This is a genomic window from Malonomonas rubra DSM 5091 (genome assembly GCF_900142125.1).
Taxonomy (GTDB): Bacteria; Desulfobacterota; Desulfuromonadia; order Desulfuromonadales; family Geopsychrobacteraceae; genus Malonomonas; species Malonomonas rubra.
The window spans coordinates 219,059-232,870 of sequence record NZ_FQZT01000005.1; the positions used below are offsets into that span (position 1 = coordinate 219,059).

Below are 13,812 nucleotides of genomic sequence, written 5' to 3' on the forward strand. Positions count from 1 at the left end.
GATCAAAAAGAGGTCATTATGACGGAAACCGCAGAGCAGGTAGCAGAAAAAACAGAAGAAGAAATCGATCTGGGTCCGGCCAATAAGGTCATCGACAAGTATCTCGATATGTCCGGGAACCTGATGCCGGTGTTGCAGGGGATTCAGGAAGAGTACGGTTATATTCCTGAAGAGACTGTGCATCTGACTGCAGAGCGTCTCAATGTCTATGCCAGCCAGATTTACGGCGTTCTCACTTTCTATGCTCAGTTCCACTTGGAGCCGCGCGGTAAGTACATTATCCGTGTTTGCATGGGTACTGCCTGCCACGTTAAAGGTGCTGGTCGTATCGGCGATACGATCAAGGAACGGCTCGGTATCGGTCATGCGGAAACAACAGAGGATCTGTTGTTCACTGCTGAATACGTGGCCTGTATCGGTGCCTGCGGTATGGCACCGGTTATCATGGTTAATGACGCGACCTACGGTAGTATCACTGTCCAGAAGACGGACGAGGTCATCGAGAAATATAAGGCAATGGGCTAATTCTGCCATACACCGAGCTGGTATTGAGGATTGATTTATGTCCGAAACTGCTGAAAAAGTAAAAATTCTTATCTGTACAGGGACCGGTGGTCTGGCGTCCGGTGCTGCAAGTGTTCAAGCTGCTTTTGAGGAGGAGTTTGAGAAGAAGGGTGTTGCAGCCAAGGTCGGTAGTGCCTGTGAGGTTAACGGTACAGGTTGTCGGGGGCTGTGTGCCAACGACGTGCTTGTCGATGTTTGTTTGCCGGGCAAGGATGCTGTCACTTATGACTTCGTGACTCCTGAACTGGTTCCGCAGATTGTCGATGAGCATGTCATCGGTAGCGAGCCGGTCGCCAAGAAAGTAGCTGGCAAGTACTACCACGAGTTCCTTGATAAGCAGAAGCGGGTTGTTTTCTCTCGTTGCGGTACTATCGACGCTGAAAGCCTGGACCAGTTCCTTGAGACTGGTGGCTTCAACGGTGTTAAGAAAGCCGTAAAAATGACCCAGGATGAGGTCATCGAGGAAGTCAAAAAGTCCGGTCTGCGTGGTCGTGGGGGCGGTGGTTTCCCGACAGGTATGAAATGGTCTTTTGCCAAGGGTTCTCCTGGTAACCACAAATACCTGATCTGTAACGCTGACGAGGGCGATCCAGGTGCATTTATGGACCGCTCGATCCTCGAAGGTGACCCCTATGGTCTGATCGAGGGGATGATGATCGCGGCTTACGCCATCGGTTGTAAGTTTGCTTACGTTTATGTCCGGGCGGAATATCCGCTGGCGATCAAGCGTCTGCAGATGGCGATCGACACCTGCTACGAAAAAGGCTACTTGGGCGAGAAGAATATCTTGGGGCTGCAGATGCCTCTCGATATGCGTATCAAGGCTGGTGCCGGTGCTTTCGTTTGTGGTGAAGAAACCGCTCTGATGGCCTCTATTGAAGGTCAACGCGGGATGTCCCGCCCGCGCCCGCCGTTCCCGGCAGTTCGCGGCCTCTGGGGCAAGCCGACCAACATCAACAACGTTGAGACTTATGCAAACGTCTCTTATATCTTCTATAACGGCGCCGATTGGTACAGCTCCATCGGTACCGAGGGGACCAAAGGAACAAAGATCTTTGCACTGACTGGTAAGGTCAAGCACACTGGTCTGGTTGAGGTTCCTGCTGGTATCACCATGAAGGAAGTTATCTACGATGTTTGTGGTGGCATCCTGAATAACCGCAAGTTTAAAGCGGTTCAGGCAGGTGGCCCATCCGGTGGTTGTCTGCCAGCTGAAGCGATTGAGGCAGAGGTCGATTACGATTCTCTGATCAAGGCCGGCGCGATGATGGGTTCCGGTGGTCTGGTTGTTATGGACGAGACGACCTGTATGGTTGATATCGCACGCTTCTTCCTTAACTTTACCCGGGTCGAATCCTGCGGTAAGTGTATCCCCTGTCGGATCGGTCTGAAAATTATGCTCGAGATCCTTGAGCGAATTACTCAGGGTAAAGGTCAAGAAGGCGATATCGAGCTGCTTCAGGATATGGCCTACGATATCAAGAAGAGCTCGCTCTGTGGTCTTGGTCAGACAGCTCCGAACCCGGTTCTTTCAACCATTCGTTATTTCCGCGACGAGTACGAAACGCACATTAAAGAGGGTGAGTGTCCGTCTCACTCCTGTAAAGAGTTGCTACATTTCCGGGTCATTGAAGACAAATGTAAGAAATGTGGTCTCTGCCCGCGTGTCTGTCCGGTAGATGCTATCGAATGGGAGAAGGGCCAAGTGGCCAAAATCGATCTGGAAAAGTGTACCAAGTGTACTTCCTGCTACGATGCTTGCCGCTTCATGGCGATCGAATAGTCGCACTCACTGATTTTGAGTTGATACGAGGTTAAGATGGTTAATCTTACGATTGACGGAAAACAGGTAACAGTCAGCAAGGACGCCACAATTTATGAGGCTGCCAAACAAGCTGGCATCTATATTCCTGTCCTTTGCTATGCCAAGAAGCTGCTGCCATACGGTGCTTGCCGGGTCTGCCTGGTTGAAGTGGAGCAGATGAAGGGACGCTTGATTCCTTCCTGTACGACTCCCGTCACCGAAGGAATGGTCGTAACCACGATGTCGGATGAGATCCGCAAAGTGCGTAAGACGGTTCTGGAGTTCCTGCTGGTCAACCACGTTGTTGATTGTCCAGTTTGTGATAAGGGCGGTGAGTGTGATCTTCAGGAATTGACTTACGAATACGAAGTTGTCACCAACCGTTTTGAAGGTGAAAAGTTCGACCTTCCGACCGATGAAGTCAACCCGCTGATCGAGCGCAACATGAACCGCTGTGTTCTTTGCGGTAAGTGTGTTCGCGTGTGTGACGAGATTGTCGGCTACGGCTCCTACTCATTCATCAATCGCGGCTTTGAAACCAAGATCGCAACGGCATTTGACCGTGGCCTGAACTGTGAGTTCTGTGGTCAGTGTGTTTCCATGTGCCCGGTCGGGGCGATTTTGCCACGTCCGTTCAAGTTCAAGGCACGTCCATGGCAGCTCAAAGAAGTCGATACGGTCTGTGGTTACTGCGGCAACGGTTGCACTATTACCCTCGGCACCAAGGATAACGAAGTCCAGACTATCCGCTTCAATGATGAGACCGGCGTTAACGACGGTAATCTCTGTATTCGCGGACGCTTCGGTTACTCCTACGTTAACAGTGCTGACAAGCTGACCTCTCCAATGGTTCGCCGCGATGGTCAATTGGTCGAAGCAAGCTGGGATGAGGCGATTCAGGCAGTCTCTGATGGGTTCAAGGCTGCTGGAGATAGCCTCGGCATTATCTCCGGTGCGCGTCTGACCAACGAGGAGCTGTTCCTGCTGAAAAATTACAGCAAGGCCCTCGGCACTGAGAACCTCGATCACTCCGGAGGCGAGTGTTACAAAGGGGTGACTGAAGGACTTCAGGAGACTTTGGGCATCAAGGCTTCAACCGCGACCTTCCCTCAGGTTGAGAAATGTGATGCGATCCTTTCGATCCGCTCTGATTTCTACGAAACCCATCCAGTATTCGGAATGGTTGTCAATCAGGCGATTCGTCGTAACGAAGCAAAACTGACCGTTGTGGCTGACAAGTTAGGTAAGTTCACCAAGCTGCCTAATGCTCGTACGCTGTTGCACAAGCCTGCCCTGGAACTGAATATTATCAATGCGATCTGTTCGGTTCTGCTGGAAGAGGGTTTGGCGAAAACTGATGGCCTTGAAGGTCTTGATGATCTGAAAAAGGGCCTGAAGAAATTCACCGCCAAGGCTGTCGCCAAAGAAACCGGCGTCGATGAAGAAGCAATCAAGCAGACCGCTCGTGAGCTTGCCGCTGCGGAAAATGCCGCTATCCTGCTGGCATATGGCCTGCCTTACACTGCATACAGTAAGGAACTTGGTATCGCTGCAGCTAACCTTTCGCTGCTGACCGGCATCGCTGGTCGTCAGGGATCAGGTCTCTACCTCTGTGGAGAGAAGGCAAACAGTCAAGGTGCTATCGATCTTGGTATCCTGCCTGGTGCTAAAGGTATTGGTGCTCAGCAAATGCTGGATGATGCCTCAACTGGCAAGCTTAAAGCACTCTACATGGTCGGTGAGGATCCGATTGCTTCTTATCCGAACCGTGGCATGGTTGAAAAGGCGATGGATAACGCTTTCCTCGTTGTCCAGGATCTGTTCCTCACTGAGACTGCAGCCAAGGCCGACGTTGTTCTTCCCGCGGTTTCATTTGCGGAGAAGGATGGCACTTTCACTAACGCTGAACGTCGGATCCAGAAGGTTCGTAAGGGAATCAAGTCAAAAGGTGATGCAAAGAGCGATTTTGAAATCCTGCAGCTGCTGCTGAGTGCCGCAGGCAAGGATGCTCCGGCAACGACCACCGATGCTTTCGCCGCATTGACTGCGGAAACTTCGGGCTACGAAGGAATTACTCTCGATATGCTTGGCAAGCAGGGGTATGTCTGGGGTACCGATATTTTGAAGCCGGTCACCTCGAAGCTCGTGGCAGTGGGTGGTGGCGAAGCCAGCAAGAGCAAGTATCAACTGCTGGTCGGTAGTGCTCTCTACCATAGCGGGACTGTATCGACCAAAGCCAAGGGGCCGAACGCTGTTGTTTCTGAGGCCTATATTGAGGTTTGTCGTGAAGATGCGGCAGAGCTCAAGTTGGAAGAAGGCGATCTGTTGAAGCTGAAGGCTGAAGGCGGAGAACTGAAGGCGAAAGTCAAGGTTGACCGTCGTTTGCCGCAGGGAGTGATGTTCGCTCCGTATCATTTCTCGGCAATGGAATTAAATCGGGTATACACCGGACAACCGGTGATTGCTGTAGAGCCCGTTAAGTAATTTATATCTTTTGGTTTGTCGGTAGAACTACCGACTGAATTCGGCATTTAATGCCTTAGACATCAAGGAAGAGGATGGTCATGACGCCAGAAGTTTTGACACTCTCAAACACACCGCTTTTGTACACAGTTGCTATGTTGGCGAAAATTGTGGTGGCGTTTGTTGTGACGCTGTTGATCGTTGCTTATGCCACCTGGTGTGAGCGGAAGATAATCGGCCGGATGCAGACTCGTTGCGGTCCGACAATGACTGGCCCTAAGGGACTGTTGCAGCCGATTGCTGATGGTTTGAAGCTCTTCTTTAAAGAAGATATCATTCCTGCAGAAGCGCACTGGTTGGCTTTTATTCTGGCCCCGATGATGATTTTGGCGCCCGCCTTTGTTGCAATCTGCGTCATTCCGTTCGGCGCGGATTTCCATTTCACTTATGATGGCGTTCTCTATGCGGTGCCTTTGCAGATAGCAGATCTGAACATCGGTGTTCTGTTCATCTTGGCGATGGCTGGTCTTGGTGTTTACGGAATCGTTCTGGCGGGTCTGGCCTCAAACAGCAAGTATTCGCTGCTTGGTGGTATCCGTTCCACAGCGCAGATGATCTCTTACGAGCTGGCTGCTGGCCTGTCGATCATTGCCGTCTTCATGCTGGCAGAAACTTTGAGCATGCGTGGGCTGGTTGAAGCGCAGATGGAGCCTCTCTGGGGTGTCATCGACTTCCTGCCAAACTGGTATATTTTCACTCAACCTCTGGCATTCGCCCTCTTTGTTGTTGGCTCAATGGCTGAGGTAAACCGTACCCCGTTCGACTTGCCAGAAGCTGAGACCGAACTGGTTTCCGGTTTCTGTACCGAATATTCCTCCATGAAGTACGCACTGTTCTTCATGGCTGAATACGCCAACATGGTCACCGTTTCTGCGATCGCTACGACATTGTTCCTCGGCGGTTGGAGTGGCCCGCTCTTCGGTTGGATGAACTTCCTGATCAAAGTTTTCGCATTCATGTTCTTCTTCATCTGGGTCCGGGCGACCTTCCCTCGCCTGCGCTATGACCAGCTGATGTACTTGGGTTGGAAAATCATGCTTCCCCTGTCCCTGGCTAATATCGTGGTCACGGGTGTAGCGATCCTGCTCTTTTAGTAATCATACGTTGCGTAGAGGATAGATATGTTTAAAGCATTTGCCAAAGGCCTGAGTATCACGCTGAAGTACCTGGCACCGGGTAATACTACCACGGTCCAGTACCCGAAAGAGCGTTGTGAGATTGCCCCTCGCTTCCGCGGTCAGCATCGGTTGGTTCCGACTACGGATCGTGAGAAGTGTGTGGCTTGCTACCTCTGCCCGACCGTTTGCCCGGCGAAATGTATTACCGTCGAATCGGCTGAGAATGAGAAGGGCGAGAAGTATCCTAAAGTGTATGAAATTGACATGCTGCGCTGCATCTTCTGTGGCTACTGTGTTGAGGCCTGTCCGATCGAAGCGATCGAAATGACCGATAAATACGAATTGGCCAATTACAAGCGCGAACAATTCATTTTCGATAAAGAACGTCTTCTGAAGTCGTAAGAAGGAGCAACGAAACCATGGAAGCTATCCTATTCTATTTAACAGCACTTGTTGCGGTTGTTGCATCGTTCTTTGTTGTTAAATGTCGTAACCCGATTAACAGTGCACTCTGTCTGGTCACTAATTTCATCTGCCTGGCTGTCCTCTATGTCATGCTTGAAGCACCGTTCATGGCCGCGATTCAGATCATGGTCTATGCGGGCGCGATTATGGTTTTGATCATCTTCGTTATTATGCTTCTGCAGCTGGCCAGCGTTAACAAAAAAGCATATACACACGGAATTCTTGGTGGTGGTGTGTTGGCTGCTTTGATGCTGGTTCTGACCAACCGCTTTATTGCCGGCGGTGAAGCAACTGGCACCGGCGGAGAGATCACCAGTGAAGTTATCCAGAGCGTTGGCCACACTGAACTGATTGGTAGAGCGATGTTTACTGATTTCCTGCTGCCCTTCGAGATCGCTTCGATCTTGCTGCTGGTAGCAATTATCGGTGCCGTCATCCTCTCGAAACGGGAAATATAACCGGAGTTAGGTTGGGAGATAGATCATGATTAGCGTACATCATTACCTGCTATTGAGCGCGATCCTTTTCAGTATTGGCACATTGGGTGTGCTGACAAGGAAAAATGCCATTGTCATCTTCATGTGCATTGAAGTGATGCTCAACTCAGTAAATCTGACTTTCATTGCCTTGTCAAAGCACGTTGGCAATATGGACGGACAGATATTCGTTTTCTTTGTTATGACTGTTGCTGCAGCTGAAGCTGCCGTCGGTTTGGCTTTGATGATTGCTTTCTTTAAGAATAAAGAATCGATCGAAGTCGACGACTTCAACATGCTTAAGTGGTGATGTTATCCGCCCAACGGATATTTCAGCTAATAGGAGAGTTTGATGTACAGTAATCTGTGGCTCATCCCGTTCTTCCCACTGGTAGGTTCGATTATTAATGGCCTATTCGGTAAGAAGATCAAGAATGAGAAAATTATCGGCGGTCTCGCAACACTGATGATGTTCTTATCGTTCCTGGTCGCTACCCAGAACTTCCTCCGTTTGATGGGGGACAATGTGAAGACCCATCAGGTCGTTATCGCGTCCTGGATTTCGGTCGGAAACCTGCAGATCGATTGGGGCTTCCTGCTTGACCCACTATCAGCCGTTATGATCATGGTTGTTACTGGTGTCGGTACCCTGATTCACCTTTACTCGATTGGCTACATGCACGGCGAGTATAGTTTTTATCGCTTCTTCTGTTACCTGAATCTGTTTGCATTCGCAATGTTGATGCTGGTTCTTGGTGGCAATGCACTGGTCATGTTTATCGGTTGGGAAGGTGTTGGTCTTTGCTCATACCTGCTGATCGGATACTACTTCGAGAAGAAGAGCGCTAGTGACGCCGGCAAGAAAGCCTTCGTTGTCAACCGTATTGGTGACTTTGGTTTTCTCTGTGGCTTGTTCACACTATTCTGGGCACTGGGCAGCAAGGGTGTCTGGACTATCAACTTTGTTGAGATTGCTGAGAATGCACACCTGCTTGAAACTGGTGGTGTGGTAGTAACAGCGGTTACTCTCTGTTTCTTCCTCGGCGCTACTGGTAAATCTGCTCAGATTCCACTCTATACTTGGTTGCCTGACGCGATGGAAGGTCCGACTCCGGTTTCCGCTCTGATTCACGCTGCGACCATGGTTACTGCCGGTGTTTACATGATCGGCCGAATGAATGTCCTGTTCGCCATGTCGCCGACAACAATGATGACCGTTGCGACTGTTGGTGGCCTGACTGCTTTCTTCGCAGCGACCATCGGCTTTGCACAAAACGACATTAAGCGGGTTCTGGCATATTCGACTGTTTCGCAGCTCGGTTACATGTTCCTGGCAATGGGTGTCGGTGCTTTTTCTGCCGGTATTTTCCACCTGATGACTCACGCTTTCTTTAAAGCCTGTCTGTTCCTTGGTTCTGGTTCGGTTATCCACGGTCTGCATCATGCTTATCACCATGCTCATAACCATCATGATGATCCGCAGGATATGCGCAATATGGGTGGCCTCCGTAAGAAGATGCCGATTACTTTCATCACCTTCTTCGTCTCGACTCTGGCTATCTGCGGTGTGCCGCTGTTCTCCGGTTTCTTCTCGAAAGACGAAATTCTCTGGTGGGCATTCGGCTCGACCCGCGGTCACTGGTTCCTCTGGGCCATGGGCGCTGTCGCTGCTGGTATGACTGCATTCTACATGTTCCGTCTGGTCTTCATGACCTTCTTCGGTGAGCAAAAAACAGATCCGAAAGCTAAAGATCACATCCCTGAGTCTCCGCTGACGATTACCATTCCGTTGATGGTGCTTGGTCTGCTGGCAGTGATCGGTGGTTATATCGGCGTACCTAAGATTCTTGGTGGAAGCAACCGTTTCGAGCACTGGTTGGCACCGGTTTTTGAGCACACACAGCATCACTTTGAGATTCATGCTCACGGTTCACATGCGACCGAGTACATGATGATGGGTATCTCTGTCGGTATCGCAGCCTTCGGTATCCTTTTGGCTTGGACGATGTATGTGAAGAATCCGGACATGCCGGCCAAGTTTACGGCTAAATTCCCAGCTCTTTACAAAGCGGTATTCAACAAGTGGTACATCGACGAGCTGTACGATTTCCTGTTCGTCAATCCTTGCAAAAAAATCGGAACTTTCCTCTGGCGCGGTTTCGATGTGAAAGTTGTCGACGGAGTCGTCAATGGTGTTGCCTGGGTGGTCAAAGGGGTCGGTTCCGGTCTCAAGTACACCCAATCCGGTTACCTGCATAACTACGCAGTGGCCATGGTTATCGGCGTCGTTGTGATCGTCGGATACTACGTCTTCGGTTAACAGTTCGCCAGCGAATACGATAAAGTTACAAGGAGCGTTTCAACATGGCCGATTCTCTATTAAGTTTAATGACCTTCTTCCCGCTGTTGGGGATGTTGTTTGTCCTCTTCATCCCGAAGGACAATGACGGACTGCTGAAGGGGTTCACCCTGGTAGTTACGTTGATTACATTTGTTATCAGCCTGCCGCTGGCTTTCAATGATGTTTTTGCAACCTCTGGTGGGATGCACTACCGTGAGTTTGCTGAATGGATCAACATCGGCGGCTTTTTCCAGATGAACTACAATCTGGGTGTTGACGGCATCAGCCTCTGGCTGGTGATGCTGACCACTTTCATCATGCCGATCGCTGTTCTCTCGACTTGGAAAGCTGTCGAGAAGAACACCAAGGGCTTCATGGCATTGTTGCTGTTGCTCGAGACCGGCATGCTGGGTGCGTTTGTTTCTCTCGACCTGTTCCTGTTTTACATCTTCTGGGAACTGATGCTGATCCCGATGTACTTCCTGATCGGTATCTGGGGTGGCAAGAACCGCATCTACGCCGCTGTTAAGTTCTTCATCTACACCGCCGTCGGTTCTTTGCTGATGCTGGTGGCGATCATCTTCGTTTACTACTATGCCGTGCAGAGCGGTGCTGATATCAACGGTTTCGGAATTCAGGAGTTCTACAAGCTTGACCTGCCGTACAACGCACAGTACTGGTTGTTCCTGGCCTTTGGCTTCAGCTTCGCGATCAAGGTTCCGATGTTCCCGCTGCACACCTGGTTGCCTGACGCACACACCGAGGCACCAACGGCTGGTTCCGTTATCTTGGCTGCTGTTTTGCTGAAGATGGGTACTTACGGTTATGTCCGTTTCGCCATGCCGCTCTTCCCTGATGCACTGCAGACCTTTATTCCGCTGCTGGCGACTCTCTGTGTTATCGGTATTATCTACGGTTCGCTGGTTGCCATGATGCAGGAAGACGTTAAGAAGCTGGTTGCCTACTCATCTGTTGCCCACCTCGGCTTCGTTATGCTCGGTGTGTTCGCGATGAACATGCAGGGTATGGCCGGTGGTATGCTCCAGATGATCAACCACGGTGTTTCGACCGGCGCGCTGTTCCTTATCGTTGGCTTTATTTACGAGCGCCGCCACACCCGCTTGATCACTGAGTTTGGTGGTCTGGCCCATAAGATGCCTGTGTTCGCCACTATCTTCATGATCGTTACTTTGTCTTCCATCGGCTTGCCTGGTACCAACGGTTTCGTTGGTGAATTCCTGGCCCTGATGGGTGCATTTGAGAGTGGTCTGCGCTGGTATGCAGTGATCGCGACCTCGGGTGTTATCTTTGCTGCTGTTTACATGCTGTGGATGTACCAGCGCGTTATGCTCGGCACCGTGACCAACCCAGCTAACGAGAACCTGAAAGATCTTAATGCTCGTGAAATCGTTCTGATGCTGCCACTGCTGCTGTTCGTCTTCTGGATCGGTGTTTACCCGAATACCTTCTTCAGAAAAATGAACCCGGCTCTGGAACAGATGTTGACCCAGATGGGTCATAAGCCTGCGATTGTTGAAGTTCATAATCCTGTGGCCGCGCCAGCAGCACATGCGACTGAGCATGCGCCGGCAGGACACGGGCATAATTAATATTTAATTTAACTGAAGTAAACTCTGGTTCCCAAGGAGCTGTTTGATGGACGCAAATCTAGTTCAAGAAGCCATCCAGAATGTGAACTTTTCGGCGATCATGCCGTCGTTGGTTCTCAGTGTCTTCGGTATGGTGCTGCTGCTGGTGTCGGTCTTCTCGCAACGCGGTAAGACAACACCGATCGCCTGGTTGAGCTTTATCGCATTGGTTATTACCGGTATTGTTACCTTGTCTGGTTGGAATAATCCTCAGGCTGGTTTTGCCGGGAGCGTTTTGCTCGATAACTTTGCGACATTCTTTAACATGATCTGTATCATCGCTGCTGCGCTGACCATCCTGATGTCCGATAACTATCTCAAACGAGAAGGATATCCGGTTGGTGAGTACTACGCTTTGATCCTCTTTACAACTGCCGGCGCAATGTGGATGGCTTCAGGCACCGACCTGATGACTATCTTCCTTGGTTTGGAAGTTCTTTCGGTATCCCTCTATGTTCTGGCCGGTTTCTTCCGGGACCAAACCAGATCAAATGAGGCAGGTCTCAAGTACTTCTTCCTTGGCGCTTTCTCGACCGGTTTCCTGCTCTACGGTGTTGCTCTGCTGTATGGTGTGACCGGGACGACCAAGATTCACGGAATTGCCGAATACGTTGCTGCTAACTCGGCCGCATCTTCGAACATTATGTTTATCGCAGGTGGTATGCTGCTGTTGACCGGCTTCCTGTTTAAGGTCGCTGCTGCTCCTTTCCACATGTGGACACCTGATGTTTATCAAGGGGCACCGACACCGATCACTGCTTTTATGAGTGCTGGTCCTAAAGCTGCTGCTTTTGCTGCTTTCATTCGTGTCACCATGGTCGCTCTTGAAAGTATGCAAGCTGACATCACCGCAGTTTTCTGGGTACTTGCAGTTCTGACCATGACCGCAGGTAACTTCATCGCCCTGTCGCAAAAAGATATCAAGCGGATGCTGGCTTACTCGTCAATCTCTCATGCTGGTTATGCCTTGGTCGGCTTGGTTGCATGGAACGAGATCGGTTACACCGGTATCATGTTCTACATGCTGGTTTATACCTTCATGAACATGGGTGCCTTTGCAGTGCTGGTTCTGATCGGTAAGAAGGGCGAAGATAACCTGACTGTTGATGGTGTTAAAGGAATGGGTTACAAGCGACCAGTTCTTGCTATCGCACTCAGTATCTTCTTACTTTCCCTGATGGGTATGCCACCAACAGCTGGTTTTGCTGGTAAGTTTTACATCTTTGCTGCCGCTGTTAAGTCAGGATATATCTGGCTGGCCGTTATCGGCGTACTGAACTCTGCAGTTTCTCTTTACTACTACCTGAGAGTCATGGTTTCCATGTACTTCAAGGATGCAGAGGAAGACTTCAGCTGGGCCGTGATGAACACCGGTACCGCAATCTCCATCGTTATCGCTATCGCTGGCGTCCTGTTGCTAGGCGTTCTGCCAGGTCCTGTTATGGAAATGGCTAAACTGGCAGGCTTCTAATCGAATAGATTGGGAACGATTCAAGCCCCTCGGTTATCCGAGGGGCTTTTTTTATGCCTGACTTCCAGTAATCAGCTAAAATTGAACAATGAACTTCAGAGACTATCTACAAGCATTGAAAGAACAGGGGCAACTGACAGAAATTACTGCCCCGGTCAGTTGCGACCTTGAGGTTGCGGCGATCGCCCGCCAAGAATTCAAAAAAACAGACGGGGGAAAAGCTTTACTTTTTCAAAAGCTGCCTGATAGCGATTATTCGCTAGCTGTCAATGTTTTTGGCAATGAACGGCGTATGCTAGGCATACTACAAGATGATTCATTTCCAGCATTCACTCAGAAGTTAAAAAATATCCTCCAACTTAAAAATCAGGGATATCCTTTCGGTAACAGCTTAGAGAACGCATCATTTTTACAGCACAAAGCTTCTTTTGACTTATCCAGGATTCCAGCGTTAAGAAGCTGGGCTGGAGAAAAGGAGCCTTATCTTACTCTTGCCGTTGCTGTTTCGAGAAACCTGGATAATGGTGTCGTTAATCTTGGTCTGTACCGCGCACAAATCAAATCGGCCAAAGAAATAGCTCTGAACTGTTCAGCAGGATCAGGACTGGGAAGGCACCTTGAACTGGCAAAAAAAAAGAATGAAAAATTACCTGTAGCCTTGCTGTTAGGCTTGCCTCCGGTTTACTGGTGGCTAGCAGCGGCCCCCTTGCCGGAGGAGGTCAATGAATTGTCTTTTGCACATAAACTGTTTACTGATGGTGCACGTTTTTATGCCACGAAAGAGCATCATTTTCCCATTCCTGACGACGTTGAAATGGTCATTGAAGGGGAACTGTCTATTACCGAAACATGTGTCGAAGGCCCTTTCGGGAACCATACAGGTCAATATGTCATGCGGCGAGACTGTCCGCTGATGCGCGTACAATCTGTTCAGCACAAAGATGATGCGATAATCCCTGCGACAGTTGTAGGGCCTCCGCCGAGTGAAAATGTTTACTTCGGAAAAGCAAACGAGTGTCTGATTCGAGAATTGATAAAAAGCGAATTTCAGGAAATTCATGATATATCAATGCCGCTAAGCACCATCTTCCATGGAGCAGCAATACTCCAGGTTTCTTCCCTTAGTCAGCGCAGTCGCCGTGAATTGATAGAAGCTCTCTGGCAGGTCAGTCCATTGAACAGAAGTCGCTTTATTCTGCTGGTCGATCGTGATATCGATCTGTTGTCTTTTGAACAATGCTGGTGGCGCGCAATAAATGGACTTAAGTCTGAACGGGTTTACATGAACGGCGGGCGCATCGCGATAGATGCGACAGGCCTTGACCCAGCTAAGAAGGTCGCTGAAGACCCTGAGATTCTTAAATTGCTCGCAGCCCGTGCAACTGAGTACAAGCTATAGTG

The 13,812-nt window shown here is 49.9% G+C and carries 11 protein-coding genes; all 11 read left to right on the forward strand.

The features are described 5' to 3' along the window. Positions 1 to 18 precede the first annotated feature (18 nt). The gene (gene nuoE / locus BUB13_RS09105; RefSeq protein ID WP_072908116.1) at positions 19 to 525 is read left to right on the forward strand and encodes an NADH-quinone oxidoreductase subunit NuoE; all 507 of its coding nucleotides are present in this window, start codon (positions 19 to 21) and stop codon (positions 523 to 525) included. A gap of 37 nt (positions 526 to 562) precedes the next feature. Further along, positions 563 to 2,347 carry an NADH-quinone oxidoreductase subunit NuoF gene (gene nuoF / locus BUB13_RS09110; protein WP_072908118.1) on the forward strand — a complete coding sequence of 595 codons (1,785 nt, stop codon included), beginning with the start codon at positions 563 to 565 and terminating at the stop codon, positions 2,345 to 2,347. A gap of 36 nt (positions 2,348 to 2,383) precedes the next feature. Further along, positions 2,384 to 4,852, forward strand: coding sequence for an NADH-quinone oxidoreductase subunit NuoG (gene nuoG, locus BUB13_RS09115; RefSeq protein WP_072908120.1), 2,469 nt, complete (start codon positions 2,384 to 2,386; stop codon positions 4,850 to 4,852). A gap of 80 nt (positions 4,853 to 4,932) precedes the next feature. After that, the gene (nuoH, locus tag BUB13_RS09120) at positions 4,933 to 5,985 is read left to right on the forward strand and encodes an NADH-quinone oxidoreductase subunit NuoH (RefSeq protein ID WP_072908261.1); all 1,053 of its coding nucleotides are present in this window, start codon (positions 4,933 to 4,935) and stop codon (positions 5,983 to 5,985) included. A 27-nt stretch (positions 5,986 to 6,012) separates the two neighbouring features. Then, positions 6,013 to 6,411 (forward strand): NuoI/complex I 23 kDa subunit family protein, encoded by a 399-nt coding sequence (locus BUB13_RS09125; RefSeq protein WP_072908122.1) that lies wholly within the window; start codon positions 6,013 to 6,015, stop codon positions 6,409 to 6,411. Positions 6,412 to 6,428: 17 nt separating this feature from the next. Then, a complete protein-coding gene (locus tag BUB13_RS09130; protein WP_072908124.1) occupies positions 6,429 to 6,932 on the forward strand; it encodes an NADH-quinone oxidoreductase subunit J in 504 nt (167 codons plus the stop codon). A gap of 25 nt (positions 6,933 to 6,957) precedes the next feature. Then, entirely contained in the window at positions 6,958 to 7,260 is a 303-nt protein-coding gene (gene nuoK / locus BUB13_RS09135; RefSeq protein WP_072908126.1) for an NADH-quinone oxidoreductase subunit NuoK, read from the forward strand. Between the two features lie 42 nt (positions 7,261 to 7,302). Then, complete coding sequence (gene nuoL, locus BUB13_RS09140; RefSeq protein ID WP_072908128.1) at positions 7,303 to 9,270, forward strand: NADH-quinone oxidoreductase subunit L; 1,968 nt, start codon at positions 7,303 to 7,305, stop codon at positions 9,268 to 9,270. A gap of 44 nt (positions 9,271 to 9,314) precedes the next feature. Beyond that, complete coding sequence (locus BUB13_RS09145) at positions 9,315 to 10,901, forward strand: NADH-quinone oxidoreductase subunit M (RefSeq protein WP_072908130.1); 1,587 nt, start codon at positions 9,315 to 9,317, stop codon at positions 10,899 to 10,901. Positions 10,902 to 10,947: 46 nt separating this feature from the next. Then, positions 10,948 to 12,411, forward strand: coding sequence for an NADH-quinone oxidoreductase subunit N (locus BUB13_RS09150; RefSeq protein WP_072908132.1), 1,464 nt, complete (start codon positions 10,948 to 10,950; stop codon positions 12,409 to 12,411). Between the two features lie 88 nt (positions 12,412 to 12,499). Then, on the forward strand, positions 12,500 to 13,810 hold the full coding sequence (locus tag BUB13_RS09155; protein WP_072908135.1) for a UbiD family decarboxylase: 1,311 nt from the start codon (positions 12,500 to 12,502) through the stop codon (positions 13,808 to 13,810). Positions 13,811 to 13,812 lie beyond the last annotated feature (2 nt).